The 23,129-nt window shown below is 59.5% G+C and carries 15 protein-coding genes; 8 read left to right on the top strand and 7 right to left on the bottom strand.

Annotation, left to right across the window (positions count from 1 at the left end):
- Positions 1-70: 70 nt before the first annotated feature.
- Positions 71-961 carry a DUF1684 domain-containing protein gene (locus VFN25_RS02695; RefSeq protein ID WP_325138548.1) on the bottom strand — a complete coding sequence of 297 codons (891 nt, stop codon included), beginning with the start codon at positions 959-961 and terminating at the stop codon, positions 71-73.
- Between the two features lie 69 nt (positions 962-1,030).
- Positions 1,031-2,131 carry a hypothetical protein gene (locus VFN25_RS02690; protein WP_325138546.1) on the bottom strand — a complete coding sequence of 367 codons (1,101 nt, stop codon included), beginning with the start codon at positions 2,129-2,131 and terminating at the stop codon, positions 1,031-1,033.
- Between the two features lie 133 nt (positions 2,132-2,264).
- Between VFN25_RS02690 and recQ the strand changes: the two genes are divergently transcribed.
- Positions 2,265-4,079, top strand: a complete 1,815-nt coding sequence (gene recQ / locus VFN25_RS02685; protein ID WP_325138544.1) for a DNA helicase RecQ — start codon at positions 2,265-2,267, stop codon at positions 4,077-4,079.
- Positions 4,080-4,191: 112 nt separating this feature from the next.
- A complete protein-coding gene (locus VFN25_RS02680; protein ID WP_325138542.1) occupies positions 4,192-5,787 on the top strand; it encodes an oligopeptide:H+ symporter in 1,596 nt (531 codons plus the stop codon).
- Between the two features lie 205 nt (positions 5,788-5,992).
- Here VFN25_RS02680 and VFN25_RS02675 read toward each other — a convergent pair whose 3' ends face one another.
- Complete coding sequence (locus VFN25_RS02675) at positions 5,993-10,975, bottom strand: alpha-2-macroglobulin (RefSeq protein WP_325138540.1); 4,983 nt, start codon at positions 10,973-10,975, stop codon at positions 5,993-5,995.
- A 229-nt stretch (positions 10,976-11,204) separates the two neighbouring features.
- Here VFN25_RS02675 and VFN25_RS02670 point away from each other — a divergent pair, with 229 nt between their 5' ends.
- Together VFN25_RS02670 and VFN25_RS02665 are read left to right on the top strand one after the other, a co-directional pair.
- On the top strand, positions 11,205-12,635 hold the full coding sequence (locus VFN25_RS02670) for a deoxyribodipyrimidine photo-lyase (RefSeq protein WP_325138537.1): 1,431 nt from the start codon (positions 11,205-11,207) through the stop codon (positions 12,633-12,635).
- Between the two features lie 115 nt (positions 12,636-12,750).
- On the top strand, positions 12,751-14,217 hold the full coding sequence (locus tag VFN25_RS02665) for a wax ester/triacylglycerol synthase family O-acyltransferase (protein ID WP_325138535.1): 1,467 nt from the start codon (positions 12,751-12,753) through the stop codon (positions 14,215-14,217).
- A gap of 369 nt (positions 14,218-14,586) precedes the next feature.
- Here the strand turns inward: VFN25_RS02665 and VFN25_RS02660 are convergent, their stop codons facing one another.
- Complete coding sequence (locus VFN25_RS02660; RefSeq protein ID WP_325138533.1) at positions 14,587-15,933, bottom strand: M28 family metallopeptidase; 1,347 nt, start codon at positions 15,931-15,933, stop codon at positions 14,587-14,589.
- Positions 15,934-16,354: 421 nt separating this feature from the next.
- Between VFN25_RS02660 and msrB the strand changes: the two genes are divergently transcribed.
- The 3 genes from msrB to VFN25_RS02645 all read left to right on the top strand — a co-directional run bounded on the left by msrB (position 16,355) and on the right by VFN25_RS02645 (position 18,347).
- A complete protein-coding gene (gene msrB, locus VFN25_RS02655; RefSeq protein WP_325138531.1) occupies positions 16,355-16,882 on the top strand; it encodes a peptide-methionine (R)-S-oxide reductase MsrB in 528 nt (175 codons plus the stop codon).
- A 2-nt stretch (positions 16,883-16,884) separates the two neighbouring features.
- Positions 16,885-17,541 (top strand): peptide-methionine (S)-S-oxide reductase MsrA, encoded by a 657-nt coding sequence (msrA, locus tag VFN25_RS02650; RefSeq protein ID WP_325138529.1) that lies wholly within the window; start codon positions 16,885-16,887, stop codon positions 17,539-17,541.
- Between the two features lie 80 nt (positions 17,542-17,621).
- The gene (locus VFN25_RS02645; protein WP_325138527.1) at positions 17,622-18,347 is read left to right on the top strand and encodes a DUF1499 domain-containing protein; all 726 of its coding nucleotides are present in this window, start codon (positions 17,622-17,624) and stop codon (positions 18,345-18,347) included.
- A 109-nt stretch (positions 18,348-18,456) separates the two neighbouring features.
- Here the strand turns inward: VFN25_RS02645 and VFN25_RS02640 are convergent, their stop codons facing one another.
- On the bottom strand, positions 18,457-19,074 hold the full coding sequence (locus VFN25_RS02640) for a c-type heme family protein (protein ID WP_325138525.1): 618 nt from the start codon (positions 19,072-19,074) through the stop codon (positions 18,457-18,459).
- A 382-nt stretch (positions 19,075-19,456) separates the two neighbouring features.
- Between VFN25_RS02640 and VFN25_RS02635 the strand changes: the two genes are divergently transcribed.
- A complete protein-coding gene (locus VFN25_RS02635; RefSeq protein ID WP_325138523.1) occupies positions 19,457-20,842 on the top strand; it encodes a chloride channel protein in 1,386 nt (461 codons plus the stop codon).
- A gap of 86 nt (positions 20,843-20,928) precedes the next feature.
- Here VFN25_RS02635 and VFN25_RS02630 read toward each other — a convergent pair whose 3' ends face one another.
- Both VFN25_RS02630 and VFN25_RS02625 read right to left on the bottom strand, forming a co-directional pair.
- Positions 20,929-22,053, bottom strand: a complete 1,125-nt coding sequence (locus tag VFN25_RS02630) for a tetratricopeptide repeat protein (protein WP_325138521.1) — start codon at positions 22,051-22,053, stop codon at positions 20,929-20,931.
- A gap of 342 nt (positions 22,054-22,395) precedes the next feature.
- The coding region (locus VFN25_RS02625) for a hypothetical protein (protein WP_325138519.1) at positions 22,396-23,129 on the bottom strand (734 nt) is incomplete at its 5' end.

The following is a 23,129-nucleotide window of genomic DNA, read 5'->3' as shown; positions in this document are numbered from 1 at the left end:
AATCGTCGCTGGCGGCATGGCGTTTGACGAAGAATGAGGTGTCAAGCCGTTTCGGCGATGCGCGCAAAGATCAACGGCTGAGGTCGCGAACTTTTTTCTCGCCAGCATCCACGCGCAGTTTCAGGCGATTTTCCCGCGGAGCGGTCGGGCATACAACATGCGGCGACAACGCGCAGGGCGGATTGAAGGCCTTGTTGAAGTCAATCACGACCTTGCCATCCTTGGGCGGATCGGCATACAGGTAGCGAGCCGCCGGATAGGTTTCCTTGCCGCTGGTCTTGTCGGTGAAGATGAAGAACAACTGGCCATCATCCTCAAGCACCGGCTGCAGTTCAAAACGCTTGCCCTCGCGCTCGAAAATCGCCTTGCCGGGCACCGGCGCCGTGTAGAGGGTATTGATGATGGTCACCAACTCGATTTCGTGAGCGGGCGTGAATGGCTGCCATTCGGCTTCGATGCGCCAATTCGGATCGATCGGAAACGTGTCGATACCGGTGAACGATTTCAGTCGCGGTGAATTCGGATCGCGGAAACGCCAGCCGATCACATCGCCCATGCGTACCAGATAGAACCAGGCATCGCCGATTTCGATACGGGTTGGCTTGGCATCGCCACTATTGTCATTCAAGGTGACCCGGCCCTTGATCGGCTTGCCATCGATTTGCGCGTTGCTGCCTTTGGCCGCGCGGAATTTCCCCACGCCCGCCTTGTTGATGGTCAGTGTGCCGAGATGGGCAGGGCCCTTGGGCAGGATGATTGCGTTGTCGTCGGACGTTCCGATCGTATTGCGACCGAGATTGGCGATACCCGAACCGGCATAGCTGAGCCAGCCATCCGCCTTCTTCAATGATTCAATGCGATGCGCATGCCACTCCTCGATTGATGCACTGTAGTCGTCTTGCGCATGAGCGCCGGGGGTGAATGCAAACAGTGAAACGAGCAGCAATGTAATGAAGCGCATGGGCAAAGCCTGAGTTTAAAATCAGGGGCCAGTATAGAAGCACCGGAGAATATCGATGAATTCGGTGTTCTATGGCGCCAATTCAAAGCCGTCAGTGAAGATCAGGTCGGAAACGATCACCGTGCTGCGCACACAGTTCCAGGTTTCGCCGATGCGTGGTCCGCTGTCGATGATTTCAAAATGATTGACCAGAACCGGTGTCGAGCCATTGGCGCCGTTCCAGAATGTGTGTGCGGTGATTCCGAGCGTGTTCCATTTTGCCGTCGTGTAACGGTCGGTCTCGAAGGTCAGGGCGATGTTGCCGCCGTCGGCGAGAACAATTCCATAGCGTTGCATGGTACGCAGGATGACCTGGGCGGCGCTGCTGTAACCACTCATGTTGAAGTTTGATTTCAGGCGCATGCGCACGCCATAGGGTACGGAGCTGCTCGGTCCGCTTGGCCCGCCGGCATGTGAGGCCGGACGCACATAGAGTCGACCACCAATACCGCCAAGCGAGTTATCGGTGGCCATGCGCGCGTTTGGCAGGACAAAGCGGATCGCATGGCCCAGATCGGAATTGGCGATACCTGCGTTGGCGGCCACTTCATCGGCATTGACCAGCAAGGGCGCAATCGGAAACCCGGCCGCATCGGCGCTCGTGCAATGCTCGCCACGGCCTTCCGGCGGATACACCGCATTGAGCTGCCAGACAACCAGACAACGTGCATCAAGCATGCCGTTTGAATAGTTGCCCGAATACAGTTCGTAAAGAAGATTGCCCTGGCGCACGAGCAGGTGGCAGTCCTCATTGTCATTGTCGCAACTGAGGCCGCTCTGGCCCTCGAAGGCGGCGCCGGTTGGCACCGGCATGCTGGCCGGAAGTTCCTCGCAATCAGGCGTGTAGTACTCGTTGCCATCATGGTGCGGAACGACCGCAACCATCGGCGATCCGACCGGGGCATCAGGAAAGGTTTGCAGCGAGAAGTCAATCTGGAACTTGTTGCCATTGCCCCAACCGCCGAGACCAGCCAGGGCATTGATCATCGAGGTCGAGTTCGGATGCAACGGTGCCGATGCGATGTTCTGGTGCCAGATGGCGCCCGCAGGAAATCTCGGCGGCGGAGCGGCGGCCACGGGAAGCATGGCCATGCACAATGCGATCGTCAGAAATACAGGAACGGCTTTCATGGGATCCCTCCAGAACAGAACGTCCCGATCTTGCATGGAATCATCGGTCAAAACTGCGGGTGAATTGTCTATTTCCCACTCAGACCAAGCATCGAGCCCGGAATGGACTCCTCCAGCTGATAGCATTGAAAGCATGTCCGAATCTTCCCTGCAGATCCTCAACACCGTCTTCGGCTATGTCGCGTTTCGTGGCGATCAACAGGCCATCATCGAACGCGTCATCTCGGGCGGTGATGCGCTGGTACTGATGCCCACGGGTGGCGGCAAGTCGCTGTGCTACCAGATTCCTGCCCTGATCCGCACCGGCACGGCCATCGTCATCTCGCCCTTGATCGCCTTGATGCAGGATCAGGTCGAGGCCTTGCACCAGCTTGGCATCGAGGCGGCCTTTCTCAACTCCAGCCTTGACCCGAGCGCCCAGCGCGAGGTCGAGCAACGCTTGCGCAATGGTGAGCTGAAGATGCTCTATGTCGCGCCCGAACGCCTGCTGACCGGGCGCTTTCTCGACCTGCTTGATCAGGTCGAAGTCAGTCTGTTCGCAATCGACGAGGCGCATTGTGTGTCGCAGTGGGGCCATGATTTCCGCCCCGAGTACCGGCAGTTGACGATTCTGCATGAGCGTTTCCCGCAGATTCCGCGCATTGCCCTGACCGCGACCGCCGATGCACCCACGCGACGCGAGATCATTGAACGCCTCAGCCTCGAATCGGCGCAGAGTTTTGTCGCCAGCTTCGATCGGCCGAATATCCGCTACAGCGTGGTCGAGAAGGACAATCCGCGGCGCCAGCTAAAGGATTTCCTCGCCAGACATCGCGATGAATCGGGCATCGTCTATTGCCTGTCACGCAACAAGGTCGATACCACCGCTGCGGCCCTGGTTGACGACGGCTTCCACGCGTTGCCCTACCACGCAGGTATGAGCGCTGAGATGCGCGCAGCCAACCAGAAGCGATTTCTGCGCGAAGACGGCATCATCATGGTGGCGACGATCGCCTTCGGCATGGGCATCGACAAGCCCGATGTGCGTTTCGTCGCCCACCTCGATCTGCCGAAAAGCCTCGAAGGCTATTACCAGGAAACCGGTCGTGCCGGTCGCGATGGTCTGCCTTCGGAGGCATGGATGACCTATGGCCTTGCCGATGTCGTCACCTTGTCCCAGTTCATTTCGAAATCCGATGCCGGCGAGGAGCGCAAACGTGTTGAGCGAGCCAAGCTCAATGCCTTGATCGGTTTCGCCGAAAGCACCGGTTGTCGCCGCCGTCAGCTGTTGAGCTACTTCGGGGAGACGCCATCGGCGAGCTGCGGCAACTGCGACAACTGTCTGGATCCGCCACGCACCTGGGATGCGACGGTCGCCGCGCAGAAGGCACTTTCGTGTGTCTACCGAACCGGTCAGCGCTTTGGCGTCAAGCACCTGAACGATGTGTTGCGTGGCATCGATGGCGAGAAAGTAAACAAGTTTGGTCACGACAAGCTCAGCACATTCGGTATTGGTGCGGAGTTCGATGATCGCCAATGGAGCGCGATCTTCCGCCAACTGGTTGCTGCGGGCCTGCTGGTCCCGGATGACGAGGGCTATGGCACCTTGCGCCTCGTCGATGCCAGCCGCGCGGTGTTGCGTGGCGAATCCGAAGTGCACATGCGCCATGTCGCTGACAAGGTCGAACGCAAGGCCAAGCAGAAGTCCTCGCGTAGCGAACGGGCAAGACAGACGATCGATATCGCGCCACACGAATCAGTGTTGTGGGAATCCCTGCGCAACAAGCGCGCGGCACTGGCCAAGGAACAGGGCGTTCCTGCTTACCGGATCTTCAGCGATGCGACCCTGTTGCAGATGCTGCGCGAACAGCCGCAATCGCTCAGCGAGTTCGCCTCGATCAGCGGCGTCGGCGAGATGAAGCTGACCCGTTACGGCGAGGAATTTCTTGGCGTGTTGACCGCATTCTGAGGTCGGCAACTTCGTCGCCGGAGCGGTTCCAGGCGCAGGTCGCTGCTACGCCGGAACTGCGCCTGATGGGCAGCTCGTTATACTCCGCCCTCGCTCTTAACCGGGAAATCGAATGTCGTCCGAGTTGTCCGCCGATCAAATCCTGCCACAGCCAGAGCAATTCCTCGGTCATCCCAAGGGCCTCTACATCTGCTTTTTCACCGAGATGTGGGAGCGATTTTCATTCTATGGAATGAAGGCCCTGTTGCTGCTGTATCTGGTCAAGTACCACTTGTTCACGGACGACTTCGGCTACAACCTGATCGGTGCCTATGGTGGACTGGTTTATGCGATGCCGGTGATCGGCGGCCTGGTTGCCGACCGCTGGCTCGGTATGCGCAAGGCGGTTGTTTTCGGCGGCATCCTGCTCGTGCTCGGTCATCTCGGCATGGCCTTTGAGGGCAATCAGGCAACCGTAGTCGATGGCGTTGTCGTGCGCGATACCGGCGCCTTGCAGATTTTCTATTTTTCGCTGGCGCTGATCATTATGGGTGTCGGTTTCCTCAAGCCGAACATCTCGACCATTGTCGGCAAGCTCTATCCGCCGAACGATCCGCGGCGTGACTCGGGTTTCAGCATTTTCTATGCCGGTATCAATATCGGCGCGACCGTATCAGCGCTGCTTTGCGGCTGGCTCGGCGAGACCTATGGCTGGGGTTGGGGCTTTGGTGCGGCCGGTATCGGCATGCTCGCTGGTCTGGCCAATTTCCTTTATGGCCAGAAGCACTTGATGGGTTATGCCGAGCCGCGTGATCCGGAAAAACTGCGTGAGCGTCTGCTGGGTCCGTTGTCGCGCGAACATCTGATCTATCTCTGCGCAATTGGCGGCTTGTTTGTGGTCTGGCTGCTGATCCAGGCGCATTCGCTGATTCTTTCGATCATCCCGGGTTTCTTCGAGCCGACTCCGGTGGTGTTGTCGATGCATCTGGTTTCGATCTGCCTGTTCGGCGGCATCTTCTGGTTCATGTTCAAGCATTGCAGCAAGATCGAGCGCGATCAGATGTTTGCCGTGCTCGCCTTCATTGGCTTTTGTCTCGTGTTCTTCACCCTGTACGAGCAGACCTATGGCTCGTGGGTGTTGTTCTCGGATCGCGCCATGAACCATCAGGCACTCGGCATCGAATGGTCGGCCAGCCAGCTGACCTTCCTCGGTGCGTTCTTCATTCTCGTGCTGGCTCCGATCTTTGCCTGGCTGTGGCCACGCCTCGAACAGCGCGGCTGGAATCCAAGCAAACCGGCCAAATCGGCGTACGGCCTGATTTTCGCCGGTGTCTCGTTTCTTGTGCTGGTATGGAGCGCACGCAACCCGCAGGCCAATGGTCTGACCAATATCTGGTGGTTCGTACTGGCCTATTTCGTCCTCGAAATCGGCGAGATGCTGTTGTCGCCAATCGGACTTTCCGCGGTCACCCAATTGTCGGTACCGCGCGTCGTCGGCCTGATGATGGGCGGCTGGTTCCTCGGCACCTCGTACTCGGAAATCCTCGCCGCCGAACTCGGCAAACTCTCGTCCCTGGATATTCCGGAAGGTGCCGTACTCAATGTCGCCGAGGCATTGTCCAAATACGAGGACATGTTCCTGTTCTCAGCCAAGATCGGCATCGGTAGCGGTATCCTCGTGTTGATTCTGACGCCGTTTATCAAGCGCTTGATGCATGGGGTGCGGTGAAGCGGGAGTGGGAAGTTGGGAATGGGAAATGGGAAAAAGCGAAACGCAGTTTCGCCGCATACCCGCAGGAGCGCCTTCAGGCGCGATCATGCAGAGAGGGAAGTTCCGCAAGTAGCGGTGCGCGAACAACGCGGCCAATGCCAAGAACGATTAGCGACCGGGAAGCTCTTCCCATTTCCTACTCCCCACTCCCCACTCCCGCCCCTCAAGGCTGCACCACCTCAATCGTCTTGACCGGATTGCGACCGATGCCGCGGATTTCGGGGCGGTACATGTCTTCGACCGTGGTTGCTGGTACGAGGTAGGTGCCTGGCGAGACCGCGCGAACCAGATAGAACACATTTGCCTGCTGGCCCTTGTCGAGCTTGAGCGCGGCGACGTAACGGTCGTCGCGGAATTCCTCGTGTTGCACATCGGCAGCGCTGCTGCGATCGCTCAGGGTGATGCCGCCGACGACGACATCAGCCCATTGTTTGGAATCGGTCAGATTGAAGTTCTCGATTTCGAGGCCACCAGGGAGCAGGTCGACGAGCAGTGCATCGGGCATCGCCTCGCGCGCTTCGATCCGCAGGCCGACAATCAACGCATCGCCTTCCTTGAGTGGTGCCACCGCCCAGGGTTTGCCATCGAGCGTGTAGTAAGTGCGCTGGATGAAAACCTTGCTGTCATCGACCGGCGGTGCGCTAGTTGGAATGCCCGCGATGTCGGTGCTCAGGTACAAGGGCGGATTGCCCTTTGGCGTCAGGCGCACACCGGCGTGCAGCTCGCTGGCGTCGAAACTGCGGCTCCACAGGCGATCCGGTGACAGCGTGGTCGTCTTGTCGCCGATGGCCAGCGTGCCGGAGACCACCGCATCACCATCCTTGATCAGATTCTTGCCGAGTCGACCGATCGCGACCTGCTCCTGGGTGCTCAGATAGATGCGCCCGCTGCCACCCCAGCGTGATTGCGATTGCTCGGCCTGACGCTGATCAACTTTCAGCGAACGCGCCAGTTCAAACACGCGTGCGCCGTACTCGGGTTTGCCCATGCCGAAACGCTGGGCCAGCGAAACCATCAGCGCGGTATCGCGCAGATCGGAGCCGTAGTCACCGAGCCAGCTCGGCCGTTTGACCTTCATCGCGAAGGCTTCGGCCAGCGCTTTTTCGGCGCGCGGCTCATCGCCCATGAGTTTCAGTGCAATGCCAAGATGAACCAGCGGCAGCGCGGTGATTGATTTCGTGCGCTCGTTGTCGAACAGCGCGCGCAAGGTACCGAGCGGAGCCCGGTTGACCCGAGCGAGCACGAAGGCCGACCAGGCTTCATCGGCGAAACGCAGATGATCGGAATGTTCGTAGCTGTAGTAGGGATGGCCACCTGAAAGCAGATCATCACTGAGGCGCTGCAATGCCTTCTGCAACACCGCATCGGGAACCACGAAACCTTCCTCGCGTGCATCGAGCAGGAACTCGACCACGTACGGCGTGATGAAGGTGTTGACGCTGCTCTCGCCACCCCACATCGAGAAGTGCCCGGAGCCGACCTGCATCGAAGCGACGCGGCCAATGGCGCTCTCGACGCGCTGCTTGCGTGCCGCGGCATCGAGACCTTCGACATGCAAGGTGTCGGCAGTTTTCTGATCGAGCAGCAAGGCGGCAAAGCCCTTGCTCGTGGTTTGCTCGACGCAGCCGTAGGGATATTTAAGCAGGTCGGCGAGAGCGGCCGAGAACGGCAGTGGCGGCAGGCTGCTCAAGGTCAGCCTGGCGGTTACCGAATCGTCGATCAGGCCGCTGAGAGAACTCGCGCCGAGATTGATCGGGTCCAGCGTATCGAGCGATTGCGGCGTCGAGCGCAGCACGCTAGGCCAGGCCGCACGCACAACCATCTCGAACTCGCGCTGTATCCGGATCGGATCACCCGCCTTGTCGGACGATTCGGCACTGACACGAATCTTGCCGACGCCGTAACCTTCGAGTGCATCGAGATTGAATTCAAGCGTGGTCTTGGCCTTGTCGGCCAGGGTGACTTTGCGCTCGCCCTTGCTGATCGCGAGTGGCTTGTCAGCTTCGACCTTGATATTGAATGCCCGCTCGGCACCCGAGAAGTTCTGCAGATCGAGTGACACCTTGGCCTGGTCGCCCGGGGCCATGACCCGCGGTGTGCTGATTTCGGCAACCAGATCGGCGCGCACGACCGTTTCGGCATCGCTGTTGCCATATTGCTCATCGCTGAAGACCAGCGCACTGACGCGCAAGGTTCCGTTGAAGTCGGGCACGTTGAGTTTGACCGTGGCATTGCCTTGCGCATCGAGACTGACCGGGCCGGCGAACAGATCGACGGTCTGCACCTTGGCCGTAGGTCGTTTTGCCTGGGGCAGGGCAGCGAGGCCCATGTCGCCGCCGTAGCGCAACTTGGCCGTACCGCCGTTGAAGCTTTCGATGACGCGACCGTACAGATCGTAGGCATCGACACCGAGTCGACGCTGGGCAAAGAACCAGTCGTTGGCATCGGGCACGCCAAAGCGGGTGATGTTGAGAATGCCGACATCGACCGCGGAAATTGTCACCTGCGCCTTCTTGCCGGCCAGCGCCGGCACCTTGACCGTCACCGCCAGATCGTTCTCCGGCTTCATCAGCTTGGTCGCTTCGAGTTGCACGGCGACCTTGCGTGCGCTGCGATCCATCGGAATGAACGCTTCGCCGACAGCGCGTGCCGGGGTGATGCGTTCGACCGCGGATCCGCCACGGAAAACCAGGGCGGTCAGATAGACATCATGACGCTCCCAATCCTCGGTGACCGGGATCTCGAAGGTGCTGCCGGCACGCGCCTCGATATTGCGCGTGTAGAGCATGTGGTCGGATTCGACGATAAGCACGCCCGGTCCGAAATGCGGCGCGGTCAGGGTGACCTTGAGCGTGTCACCAGCCTTGTAGCTTTCTTTGTCGAGCGACAGCTTGACCTTGTCCGGGCGCGCTTCGCCGCCGCGGTTGTCATCGTTCCAGCTCCAGCCGGCGGTAAATGGAAAGCGCATCGTCAGGCCGGTTGCCGGGTCCAGCACTTCGATGCGATAGCCGCCCCATTCGACCGGCACATCAATCTTGGTCGCCTTGCCAGCTTCGATCGTGATGTCACGACTCTCGGCGTTCTCGAAGCGCTCGGTGTAGTTGAAATGCCAACCGCTCTCCTTGTCCCAGATCCAGTGATAGTCGCGGAGTTCGCGAACCAGGGTCAGCTTGAGATCCGCTGCGGCCAGCATGTCGCCAGCGGCATTGCTGCGAATCACTTCGAAGCTGGCGTTGCCGTTGGCACTGGCACCATCGTCGACATCGAACAGCGGGCGGATGCCGACCAGCGCATCGGCGGGCCAGATCGTGCGCTTGAGCGTACGCGTGACCGTGCGTCCGCCGGATTCGTAGAGACTGCCGGAAAGCACCGCTGAAACGGGCGCCTGCTTTTTCTCATCAAGCAATTTGATTTCTTCGCTCAGATGGCCTTTTGCATCGAGCTTGGCGTCGACAACATCCTTCGCTTCCCTCGGCAATTCGATCAATGGATCGCCGAAGTAGTAATCCTTGCGCGTCTCAACCGGGTGCACGTCGGGGCTCAGGGTCAGTCTCGCGGTGAAGCGGTTGTCGGCCGCCGGCGCGCCATACAAATAGTCACCCTGGACATCAAGTTTGAGCAGCTCGTCAGGCTTGAGTTGATCTTGGGTGGTACTCAGGTCGAGTTTCATGCGCTCGGGCAGGAATTCCTCGATGCGCAAGGTCATGCTCTGGGTGGCTACCTTGCTGGCCGGATCAAGACGAAACTCGACCTGCCAGCGACCAGTTGGCGCATCGGTCGGAATCTCGCGCGACCACTCGAAATAGCCAAGCTCCTTCGGCTCCAGCTGGGCCTGGGCGTAAAGACGTCCATCGGGTTGCTTGAGCGAAATGAACAATGGTTGCGGCTTGATTGATTTGCCATCGTTGTCGCGCAGCAGCGCGGACAGGCGCACGGTCTCACCGGGGCGGTAGAGATCGCGACCACTCCAGGCAAACACATCGAACCATGCTTCATGCCGACCCGAGACGGCAAAGTCGGACAGATCCAGCGCGGGCTGGTTGAACGGCACCATCGATACGTTGCGCCCGGAGCGCGCCACCAGCACCTGATCGGCCTTGAGCTGGTAAGCCAGCATCGCATTGCCGCTGCCGTCAGCGACGCCACTGACTACGGTGTTGCCGGCGTTGTCGAGCACATTGATTTCTACGCCTCCGATCGGATCACCAGTTTTCAGCGATGCCGTGTGCACGAACATCTTGTCCTTGTACATGCGCGTGTGCACGCCAACGTCGCTGACGAAATAGAAACTCGTATCCATCTCGTCGCGGAAGCTGCCAGGCTGCTTCATCACGGCAAAATAGAGACCGGGCTTCTCCAGTTCGGGGATGTTCTGGATCGGCAGGTAGTTCAGCGTGCGCTCGTTTTCCTCGCCGGAAAGAACGAAGCGATTGGCATAGACCGATTCGGCAATCTGCGCGACCGGCTTGCCCTTGCGCCCGTACCAGCCATACTGCGGATCGAGATCCCACGATCCCCGTTTGCCGTTCTTCTGGTAGGCAGCGAAGAAGTTGGCGACCTCGGAATCACGCACACGCAGGAACTCGACATCGACTTCCCTGACGTTGACCGAAACTACCGGCAAACCACGCGTCTCGCGCGCCGGCAGCACGCTGCCCTGCGCGGCAAAGCCGACCGCCGGCTGCAGCGGGCCGGTGAAGACATCCTTGCTGATCTCACTGCCGAGAGTCTTGCCGTCGGCGGCCGACAACTCGCCCTTGATGCGAACCGAATAGCTGGCGTTGGCCTGCACGTAGGGGAAGCGCAGAATCTTGCCGTTTTCATCCAGCGCCCAACTGCCGCTGATCGTCGCGCCCTTGCTGTCGGTGACAACGATCAGGCTGTCGAAATCCTGCGTGCCAGTCAGCTGCTGCGGAAACTCGAGGACGACGGCAAGCTGACCTTCGAACTGCTCGGCGCGTGCCGAAATCACCGTGAACGCATCGCTCCTGGTGTCTTTGGCGGGCTCGGCGGCGATCGGCTTTTCGCCCTGAACCTCCGGAACCGAGGACGGCCGCTGTCCGCAGGCTGTCAGCACAAGAAGGCTGAGACCTAGTACGGCACCTGCAAAGGCGCGCAACTTCGATACGGTCGGCAACGTCGACATCTTCAACTCCCTGGAATGGTTTGCGCAGGCAGTATAGCTGCGCTGTTGTGGCGAATTTCGGGCAAACCTCGGGCGATTGCCAGCTCAATGCCTTGCCGGCTATCGGGCTTTGCCAATAGAGGAGAGAATTCGGCTGGACACTGCCTTCTCTCCTCGGGAGAAAGAAGTGCCTGGCAGCGCGGACGGCCAAGGTCCGCCCGGCTGCTGCATTGATTGCTAAGCTTTGCAGATGACATCCGCCCTAATCTGGTTCCGTCGCGATCTTCGCCTTGCCGACAACCCCGCACTCACAGCGGCACTTGAGTCGCATGATCGCGTCGTGCCGGTTTACATTCATGCTGCCGACGAGGAATCGCCGTGGGTACCTGGCGCGGCGAGCCGTTGGTGGTTGCATCATTCACTGAAGGCGCTCGATGCCGATCTGTGCAAACGCGGATCGCAACTGCGCATTGCGTGTGGGCCGACGTTGCAGACCCTGCAACGACTGGTCAAGGAATCGGCTGCCACCGCGGTCTACTGGAATCGCCTCTACGAACCGACGATCACCGCGCGCGACAAGCAAATCAAGCAATCCCTGATCGACACGGGCATCGACGCACGAAGCTTCAAGGCAAACCTGCTGTTCGAGCCGTGGGAAATTCGCAGCGGGCAGGAGCGGCCGTATCGCGTGTTCACACCGTTCTGGCGCAAGGCGCGTTCGCAGTTGCAGGTTCGCCCACCATTGCCAGCTCCTGACACGCTGGATTCGCCCGGCAATGACCAGGGGCTCAGCGTCGATGACCTTGAACTGCTGCCGAGCATTGGCTGGGACAGCCAGTTCCACGACGTCTGGAAACCGGGTGAGGGTGGCGCCAGCGAGGCGTTCGAGGATTTCATCGAATCGGGATTGCCCGAATACGCCAGTGATCGTGACCGTCCTGATCGTCAGGGTACCTCGCGGTTGTCAGCGCATCTGCATTTCGGCGAAATCTCGCCGATGCAGATCGCCTGGGCGCTGGAGGAGCGCGTGCAACAGGCCGGTGATTCGGCACGGACTGCCGGCGCCGAGAGCTTCCTGCGCGAGATCGGCTGGCGCGAGTTCTCGCAGCATCTGCTGTTCAATTTTCCGCACATGCCCGAACGGAACCTCAATCCGCGCTTCGACGAGTTTCATTGGGCTGCTGAAGACCGAGCTGCGATCCGTCGCTGGCAGCAAGGACGCACGGGCATACCAATCATCGATGCCGGCATGCGTGAACTCTGGGCCACCGGCACCCTGCACAATCGCGTACGCATGCTCGCCGCTTCGTTTCTGACCAAGAACCTGCGCCAGCACTGGCATCATGGTCAACGCTGGTTCTGGGACACCCTGGTTGATGCGGATCTCGCCAACAACGCGCAAGGCTGGCAGTGGACGGCCGGTTGCGGGGTCGATGCATCACCGTACTTTCGCATTTTCAATCCGGTTACTCAGGGCGAGAAATTTGATCCGCTTGGCAACTATGTGCGCCGCTGGGTGGCTGAGCTTGATACCGTTTCGACGGCGCTGATCCATCATCCGTGGACGGATCCGGATGTGCTCCAGGCAACCGGCTACCCGGCACCGATGGTCGATCTGTCCGCCTCGCGTACGACCGCGCTGCAGGCGTATCAGGATCTGCCCAAGGCCGACGAGACCTGAGATTGAGGGCCAAAACCGGCCACAATCGTTGCGTTTTCGCGAATCTACCCGGATGCTAGCCGAGTGTCGGGTTCTGATCGATCCTGCTCGGCGCGCGAATCCGGAGAGGGCAGGTATGTTCGAGTCAACAGGCGACAAGCGTGAAGCGATGTCCAAGGTCGATACGGCCTGGTTGCGCATGGAACGGCCGACCAACCTGATGATGATCACCGGCGTGCTGATGTTTGCCGGGCCGCTGGATCACGCCGACATCAAGCAACTGCTTGGCGAACGATTCCTGGCCTATCGACGCTTCCGGCAGAAGGCGGTGAATACGCCATCGGGCGCGTACTGGGAGGTTGATGCTGATTTCAACCTCGATTGGCATGTCCGAGTTGCCGCCTTGCCCGGCGCGGCGGACAAGATCGAGCTGGAGAACTTTGTCGGCGAGCTGGCCTCGACGCCACTCGATCATTCCAAGCCGCTCTGGCAATTCCATGTCGTCGAGAACTATCGCGGTGGCAGCGTACTGGTTGCGCGCATCCACCATTGCTACGCCGATGGCCTGGCCCTGGTCCAGGTCATGTTGTCGCTGACCGACACCGCGCCGGATCCCGAACAGCGCGCCGAGTTGACCAAGACCTGGCTCAAGCGTGATGGCGCGAATGTCTGGCAACGCATGCTCGAACCGGCCCAGGCCGGGCTCGGCAAGGCGCTCAAGGTGGGCAACAAGGTCTACGGCAAGATGACCGAGATGATCAACGACCCCTCGGTCGCTGCCGATGTTGCCAGAGAGGGCGGCGAGATTACCCGTGAATTGGCCAACGCCCTGCTGCTTTCCGATGATCCGCCGACCTTGCTCAAGGGCCCGCTCGGCGTCGTCAAGCGCGTTGCCTGGGCCGATCCGCTGCCGTTGGAAGAAGTGAAAACTCTGGGCAAGGCGCTCGGCTGCACGGTCAACGATGTCCTGCTTGCCTGCGCCAGTGGTGCTCTGCGCGGCTATCTGCTCGATGAAGGCGGCGAGGTCGATGGCCTGACCATTCGTGCCACCGTGCCGGTCAATCTGCGCCCGCTCGAGCACGCAAAGAAACTCGGCAATCATTTCGGATTGGTGTTTCTCGAACTCCCGGTCGGAGAGGCCAATCCGCTGCGCCGACTGGAACGCGTCGCCGCCTGCATGCGCGAACTCAAGCGCTCACGTCAGGCCATCATCACGCTGGGTCTGCTCGGCGCACTCGGTATGGGTCCGCAGGCCTTGCAGGCACCCGCACTCGAATTGTTCAGTCGCAAGGCGACGATGGTCGCGACCAACGTGCCCGGCCCGCAGCAACCGCTCTACATGACCGGCGTCGAAGCCACCGAGCTGATGTTCTGGGTGCCGCAATCCGGATCGATCGGTGTCGGCCTGTCGATTCTCAGCTACAACGGAAGCGTCCATTTCGGCCTGATCGGCGATGCCAAGCGCGTACGCGATCCCGACGCCGTGACCAGGCGCTTCGCCGAAGAGTTTGAAAAGCTCATGCTGATCGCGCTGATGGAAGACTGGGAAGAGGAAATCGTCGCCGCCGATGCCGACGCCACGCTTAAAAGATATATGAAATAATAATAGTTCGGTTGTTTGTTCGCTTCGGCAGGATCTGTGGAAACAATTGGCCGAGAGCGGTGAGCCGTTAGCGGTTAGCGGGAAAAGCGGTTTCCCGCAAATCTGCACGAGCTCCCTTCAGCGGTCGCGAAAAAGGGACTTCCGTTGGTCGCGATGCTTCTCGGCAACATGGATTGCAGCCGGCAGATGCTTGCTCGTAAGAATCGGAAGCCATATCGGTACGCACATCTTGTAGTCGCGACAGGTGCCTCTGTGGATTGCGAAGAGGTCGCGATTTTCGAGAGCTTCACCGTGATCACGACATGCCCGGTTGCCGTCTGCGCGAATGAGCAAATCAGCGATTGCGAGGTTGTTGTTTGCCTGAAGCGCCTACGGCGCTGTTGCTTCGAAGCCCTTGACGAAGATCCGGTCCCGGATACCGGCGATATCGGCAATCACCGCAACGCTGGTTTTGAGGATCGCACCGCCCATGGCCTGGGCATTCGGCCCGATGCGATCCGGGGTGTCGTTGCTGCTGTGATAGTCGGGATAGGCGTCCCAGTCATTCTCGATCGCGAGCAGGGTCTTCTTGCCGGCCTGCAGGTAGGGGACATGATCGGATCCGAACGGGTTGCTGCTCAAGGTTACGCGGAGTTGCGGAACATAGGTCGCTGCTGCGGTGGCGAACTGGTTGAGGTAGGTGCTCCACGTCGAGCTGCTTTCAAACAGGACATCAAGCGTCGAGTCGGCGCTGTAGCCGATCATGTCCATCGTGACCACGGCCTGCACCTTGCCGAGATCACCCGAATTCTGCAATGAACTGACATGCGCATAGCTGCCATACAGTCCTTGCTCCTCGCCGGCATAGCACATGAAAAGAATGCTGCGTTTCGGCTCAAAGTCGACCAGTACGCGTGCGAGTTCGATGACACTCGCGCAGCCTGAGGCATTGTCTTCTGCGCCGGGTGCGTTCACCGTGGAATGGATGTTTCCATTGCGTGAATCGTAGTGGCCACCGACGATGATCCATTCGTCCGGGAATTCCGTGCCAGTCCACTTGCCAATCACGTTGTTGACGCTGATCTGGCCTCCGCTGTTTCCGGGCATGGTGAACGCCGGAGCGCTGACGGTGAGACCCAGACCATTGAATTGCGTTTCGATCCAGGCACGTGAGAGAGCCAGTTCCGAGCCGTAACTTGAGCGATCCCAGCCGGTCAGCGTGGTCAGGTCGGCAAACCAGCGCACCGTGTCGATTGAATCGACGACGGACTGAATTGCCGGATCGGCGGCGGCCGGCGCGGATTCAGGTCGGTAGCGTTCGGCGATGACGGTATCTGGCTGAACTTCACGCCACTCATCGGAGTGCCCGTCGTGAGTGCTGGGCAGCGGCTTCGCGAGTTCACTTGCGGACAATTCGCGCAATTCCCAACGACCGCCCTGCGCGATCAAGCGCCCCGGCGCGCCCGATTCACGCACGCATCCGAGTGCGTGCAGGCGCAAGCGATCACGGTCGAAATCGACCATTTCGCCCAGCACTTCCCGATCCGGAGCAGCTTTGCGGACTTCGCCGCGATCACCAACCAGGAGCAACTGGTCGCCGAGTTCAAGCCACCAGCGCACGTGCGCATCCTGCTTGCGCGCGGATATCTGCGCCGTGTCAGCATCGCCAATATCGATGACGATGGCGCTTTGCTGGGCAAGAATTGGAGGCGTAGGCGGAGAATCGATGATGGGCACGGCGAATCCTGTCGACAAATCGGACGTCATGGCGGCTTGGCGGGCGGTTGAAATCTGCTCAAGCGGGTACGAGACAAAACGAAACGGATCGAAAAAGAGCAGCTGAGGTGCGGCAAACAAGTGGTTTGAAGTCCGCTTTTTTCCTGATCATGCCGCTTGAATGGAATTTCAACAGTGTTGTCGGCGTCTGCTCCGCAGACATTGTAAACGCAGCTTCAGAATCGACCACATGAAAGGGATCCGGTCAATTGCCGGTCTGCATCTGGAGACGATATCGCGGGCGTCGAGATGATGTGGTTCCCTCACCAATCGCAAGCTGCATCCATTCCCGTCCGATTTTCGTAGTTATCGGAGACTGCATTGCTCGTGAACCGCGATTCTTCGCGATGAGACAGGAAACGCCACAGAGGCAGGAAATCAAATGATGAACCGTCGAAAGATGTTGCAACACTTGGGAGCGCTGGCGGTATTACCGTTGCTGCCGGCGCTTTCTCGCGCCACCGATTCGCAAGCAGAAGCAAAGGGAGACGCGGTGATCGCCCTCGACAAGCCGCACGCGGAGTGGCGTGGCGTGGTCAGTGCCGCAGCCTATGCGGTTCTGTTCGAGGAAGATACCGAGCCGTCGGGAAGCAGCCCGTTGAACAACGAGCACCGCGAGGGTACTTTCGTATGCGCGGCTTGCCGCCTGCCGATCTTCAACAGCGCCGACAAGTTCGAGAGTGGAACCGGCTGGCCGAGCTTCACCCAGCCAATCGCCGGCCATATCAGGAAAAAGCGCGATTTCAAGTTGATCTGGCCACGGACCGAATATCACTGCGCCCGTTGTGGAGGGCATCAAGGTCACGTTTTCGACGACGGCCCGAAACCGCGCGGCGAGCGCTGGTGCAACAACGGGCTGGCCCTGGAATTCATTCCAGTCGACCAGCCGCTGCCCGAGCTCAGGAGTTGAGGATGATGTTTTCGAGAATTCGGTTGCTGCGTCATGCGGCTTCGATGGGCCTGCTGCTGTCGCTGTTTGCGATGAATGCCTGCGCGGGCCCGGCTGAGGATACGAGCGCGCCGGTGGCTGCCAGCGCAGGCACGCAATCGGCGATCTTCGCCGGTGGCTGCTTCTGGTGCATGGAGCCCCCATTCGACAAACTGGATGGCGTGATTTCGACGACCTCGGGATACACCGGCGGCAAGCTGCCCAATCCCAGCTACGAACAGGTCTCGGCGGGGCGCAGCGGACATGCCGAAGCGGTCAAGGTGATCTACGATCCGGCCAGGGTCAGCTACCAGAAGTTGCTTGATGTCTTCTGGCACAACGTCGACCCGTTCGCCATCGACCAGCAGTTCTGCGATCACGGCGATCAATACCGTACGGCCATCTTCACTCAGGGCGCCGAGCAGATGCGTCTCGCTGAAGAGAGCAAAAAGGCACTGGAAGGCCCCGGAAAATTCAACAAGCCAATTGCCACCCAGATCGTCCCCGCCTCGACCTTCTACCCCGCCGAGGACTATCACCAGGACTACTACAAGAAAAACCCGGTGCGCTACAAGTTCTACCGGTACAACTGTGGACGTGACGCGAGACTGGAGCAGATCTGGGGCAGTTCGGGTCACTGAGAGCGAGCCGGCTCACGCTCTGTCCGCAGAATCAAACTTGCAGGTAATATTGAGCCACTTCGGCAACAGGATTTTCAGAAATGAGACTTGCTCGACTTCCCGTTCTTGTTGCGATCCTGGCGCTCGTACTTTTGCTGGTTTCTGGTCCCGGAACGCGAATGGATCTCTGGACCTTCCGAACCGGTTTCTCGCTGATGACCTGGGCCACGTATCTCGGACTCGCTGCGGCTGCATTGGCGATCCTGTTGCTACTGATTCCGCGAGCCCGTCGCGGCCATGCGAAGACTCTGGTTTTCGGAATGCTGATGGGATTCGCGGCAACGGTGATGCCGCTTCTCGGCTACTACACGGCCAAGACCGTTCCATTCATCCACGACATCTCGACCGACACGATGCGTCCGCCCGAGTTCGTGGCAATTCTGCCGCTCCGCGACGATGCCCCTAACCCGGCAACTTATGGCGGCGCGGAAGTCGCTGCGGCACAGAAGGCGGGCTATCCGGACCTCGCCACCCAGATTCTCGATCAGGCCCCCGCTGACGCATTCGCTCACGCGGAAAAAGTCGCGCGCGACATGGGTTGGGAGATCGTCGCTGCCGTTCCCGAGGCGGGTCGCATCGAAGCAACCGACACCACATTCTGGTTTGGCTTCAAGGACGATATCGTCATCCGCATCGAAGCCGAAGGCGAGGCCAGTCGCATCGATATCCGCTCCGTCTCGCGTGTTGGCAAAAGCGATGTTGGCAAGAATGCGTCGCGCATCCGTGCGTTCGTCAAAGCGCTCGGCAGTCACCCGATCCAGAGTTGAGTCACAGCGGGGCCAGGTTTCAAAAGCTGAAGACAGCTCCCTGTCTTGATGCTAACGATCGCTCGTCTCGATCGGATCGCGCAACCGTTCGCGCCGATGCCAACCGAAATCAGCTATCCGTATTGGCTTGCGCCGGAACTTCGACCCAGAACCAACCGCGTATTTCGCCGACTTCGAAGCCGGTCGCCATGTCCTGCGGATAGCGACTGACCAGCGCCTTCTTTATCTCGGGCACGATGTCGGCGACAGGGCCGTGGCATTGGCTGCACATCTGGCCGAGTGGAATCGGCGTGGCGACAGCCAGGGCACCGTCAGGCCTGCTGAAATAGCGCGTCGTCGTCGACCTGTCGCTGACGACTTGAGCAATCCAGGCAGGCCCGCCATTGTCGGGGTTGCGCAACTTGTGTGACGTCCGCCCGATGCGCACGTTGTTGGCCTCGGCAACCGTCGCGGCAATGCCGGCGGCCTCGTTGGAGCACACCTCGATACCCGCTGCAGGTCCGCCGACGGCGATGCTGTCGCCAAGCCGTTTCATCAGTCGCGTTGCCAGCTCGGTTCGGGCCTTGTCGGCAATGCGTCGCTGACTCTGATGGTTGTCGCCAAGCGCCTGCAGTTGTGTCCATTCGACTGCCCGAGGCGCTGGTTCGGTTTGCTCCGATGACGAGGCAATTGCATTCGTGGCTGCGCAACCGAACAACGCGATGATGAAACAGAAGATGGTTTTCATTGGTCTTCTCCATGGCAAGAGAATTTGCTTGGATCATGGTAGCAGGAGCTAGTCCGCGCTCGGTTCAGCGGTATTCGTGATGGCAGTCATCGTGGGCATGTTTGACCTCTTTCAACTTTTGTTCGCGCTGGTCGTGGGCACCTGAGAACCGAGCTTGAGGGGCGGAACTTGAATTTTTGATCTGGCCCGGACTGGCGCCTGACTTCGACGGTCTGCGATCTCGCCAGCACGCAGCGCTTTTTGTTGGCAAAGAAAAAGTAGCCTTCCCGCAACAGCCTTGTTGCCATTTGAAAGAGTCGCAGGCAAATCGGGCTAGCGCTCTACCGGAGATCTCTTGCGCAGTTCATACTGGGCGCTTGTCTCAGGCCCTCTGGTTTCCTGCATGCCGCGTTCCCGTCTTGCCGAACCCCTTGTCATGCTGGCAACGGTGGTGCAATGGCTGGTGCTGGCGACGTTTACCGGTGCAGTGGTTGGCGTGGGTTGCACGATTTTCCTGCGCGCGCTGTTCGCCAGTGAAGGACATTTGTATGGCGCCTCGTGGGGGCTGCTGGCGGGTCTCTTGATCGCCGGCGGTTTTGCCAACGGTCTTCTGTTGCACTACGGCTACCGAATCAGTCGCAGCGGCTACAAGGATTCACCGATCGTCGCGGTCAACGAGCAGCACGGTCGGATGCCGTTTCGCACCTTGTGGATCAAGCCGCTGGCGGCGCTGTTTACGCTCGGCTGTGGCGGATCGGCCGGCAAGGAAGGGCCTTGCTCGCACATCGGCGCAAGCTTCGCTGCTGGTATCGGTCGGATCCTCCATCTCAATCCGGAATTGCGCAAACGTCTTCTCGCCTGCGGAGTCAGCGCCGGCTTCGCAAGTGTGTTTGGCACGCCAATTGCCGGAGCGATCTATGGTGTGGAGATGCTGGCGATCGGGCGCATCCGGCATGACTTCCTGTTCCCCGGCATTGTCGCCGGTGTCACCGCATTACAGGTTTCCAGGTATCTGGGCGTGCCGTATCCGGAGTACCACATTGTCTTTGCCAGCAATTTCACTGAATTGCTGTTCCTGAAGACCGTGTTGATCGGGATTCTGTGTGGTGCTTGCGCATGGTGCTTCGTCGAGTTGCTGCAACTGATGACCCGGCTGTTCGCGAAATTGCGCGATGCGCTTTCGCTTTGGCCACCGTTGATGCCGGTGTTGGGTGGTCTGGTGATGGCCTTGCTGCTCCTGTTCATCCCAACCGACTACATCGGCTTGAGCCTGCCGGTGATGGAGGGTGCCCTGCACGGGGAAACAGTTCCGTATCTTGGCTTTGCATGGAAGATCCTGCTGGTTGCGATTACCCTCGGATCCGGATTTTATGGCGGCATCGTGACACCTCAATTCGTGATCGGGGCAGTGCTTGGCAGCGCCTTCGCACATCTGCTTGGGCTCGATCCTGCAATGGGTGCGGCGGTTGGTATGGCGGCCGTGGTCGCCTCCGCCTCCAACGCACCCATCGCGGCCATTTTCATGGGCGTGGAGTTGTTCGGCGCCGACTCGACACTTTACGTGGCCGGCGCCTGTGTGGCGGCATTTCTCATCATCGGCCATCGCAGCGTGTATCCGTCGCAGCAGATTGCCTTCAGTAAATCCTCATGGATTTTCGCGCGTGCTGATCTCCCGGTTGGCCAGGAGAAAGTGCGACTGTCCTATGGCTTGCTGCGCTGGTGGAGTCGACACAGACGCGCGAAGGCCCGCGGCAAGGGCTCGCGCCGGGAAGTCCCACCCGGTAAATGAGCATTTTGAGGTACTTGTTGCCGCCGTATTGTGCCGCCCAAGTAGAGTCTCAGGAACCTGTCAGCAGGATTGCAAAAGCGCAGCAATTATCCTGAGGTGGCGGGCAGGGTGCTCGCACAGGAGCGCGGTAATTGGCCCTTCCAGCGTTCAATTTCTGGTGGTCTCAAGCCACTCGCCTGAATCTTGCGCAAGGCATCACATGCTTCCCGATCCATATCGTTTGCATGCGCTACGCGCGCAAACAGCATCAGGCTCAACACGTCATTGCGATTATCGAGATTGTTGCGTGCCTGAACCAGGGCCTGCTTCGGATCGTCAATGGCAAGGTAAAACTCCGCAGCATGTTGCGACCAGGTTACCGACTCGAGATCAAGAATGTGCTGGTAGCCAGCGATCGCGCGCTTCCGGTAGTCCTCGCCACGCCCTGCATTCCCGGCTTCAACTTCGAGTACAGCCATGGCACCGAGGTATTCCGGATTTCCGGTTTGTTCGATGAGCTGTGCATAGATGGGCCGTGCCGCGTCGAGCTGTCCTTCCCAGAGCAGGCATTCGCCGAGATGATCCAGTGCCAGTGCATATCCCGGTAGCCGTTCAATTGCAGCATCAAAGAATACGCGGGCTTTGTCGCAAAAGCCGAAGCGTTCGAGCGCAATACCTTGCTGGGCATAGAGCCAGGCGAGTTGGTAGGGACTACTATCCGAATAAACCGACTGAGCGCGGTAGAACTGTAGACTCGCGATGCTGAGGTCCCCTTCCAAGGCAGCCAGGTTGCCGCGCAGCACGAGCTCGGCGAACTTTTCCGACGGCTCGCCAGCCTTGGCGAAATCGTCACGGATGCTTGCGTAGTCGCCCCTTGCCAGCGCGATACCGCGCAATGAGGGATCATCCGAATTCAGTGGTCGACCTTTGGAACTCGCAGCGTTGAGATCCGTAAGTGCTTCGTCGAAGCGGTGGTATCCGGTTCGAAGGATGGCACGCTGACGTTGAGTGCGGATGTCGATTACATCATCGGGAATACGATCCAGGAGTGCCAGTGCCTGCTCGCCATCACTGATCCTGCCAAGAATCTGGAAGCGATGATAAAGACTTCCAGCAAGGGCGCCGGCGCGCGCCGAGCCTGGCTTGTCCGCCCCCACTTGCAGCAGTGAGTTGATTGTCGCATTGAGGTTTTGGATATAGATCGAACCGGATGTGGTTCGATACTGAGTCATGGATCTGGGATAAATCCCAAGTGCAACCGCATCCAGCTCCGGGTCGGCAGTTGCGGCAAGGTCCGCCGCTGGTGCGGATGCTGCGAGCGCAGGGTGGGAGATGCGAGTGTCAGCCTGTGCAGACACACTCGCTGCTTGATCCTGATGTGGATTCGTGGAGCATGCGACGAGAAATAGAAGCAGCGTTGCTGCAGTCAAACGGAAAGAGTGCATTGTGATGGATCCCCGTATGCCAATGGGCCGCGCAGAAGTGTCCGGCGCGCGGGCGGAAAGTCGTTGGAGTTTGCGAATGAACCAGGCACGACTCCGAGGGAGTCGCGCCTGGTGCCAATGACGCTTCCGTCAGTTCGCAACACCGATGAACGGGAAATCAGTGCGCAACGTGTTGTTGGAGGAGACGTTGTCACTTACGCCAGGTCCAACGATTGCGCCGAGCGTGTCATCGATCACATCACGTGACAGCGTTCGTCCGCCGCATTGATTGGTGACTCCGAGTTCCACGGCGAGATAGGCATCGCACATCGGCTTGGAGACATCGACAATCAGGCGATCATCAGCCAGCACCGGTGCCAGACTGGCCGGCGGCAATACCGTGTTTCCGGTTACTCCGTCGAGCGTGTCGATGGCGGTGAGATTGGCTTCGATCTCGTTGCTGAACTGTGTCCACGACGCAATCGACTCAGCCTGGTTGTACTGATCCTTCAATGCATCATTGTGCGGCGGCAGTAGATTGATGAGGACGGTATTGATGCCCGGACGTCCCATACGGTCGATCTGGCCAGCTGACAAAAGACGGCAGTCGGCGCCTTCAATCGCGGTCAGGCGGGTCAAAGGTATCGTTCCAGAACCCCAACCTGCTGCAGACGCGTTGTAGTTCATAGTGCCTTGAGCACAACTCGAGAAATTGAACTTGAGCTTGCCCCAAGGTTGCCGAGTGGGTTGTCCGGCTCCGAACAGAGGTGGAAATGCTCCGTTGGATGTGATGAATGCGTCGAGTTCACCGGTTCCGTTGCCTTCCACCGGTCCGATTGCGGTTACCCAGGCTTGATTGCCATTGGGCTCATACACGTGCCAGT

This window comes from Dokdonella sp. (assembly GCF_035703485.1).
Lineage (GTDB): Bacteria > Pseudomonadota > Gammaproteobacteria > Xanthomonadales > Rhodanobacteraceae > Dokdonella.
Note: the sequence above shows the minus strand (reverse complement) of the source record. Positions and strands in the feature narration are given on the sequence as shown.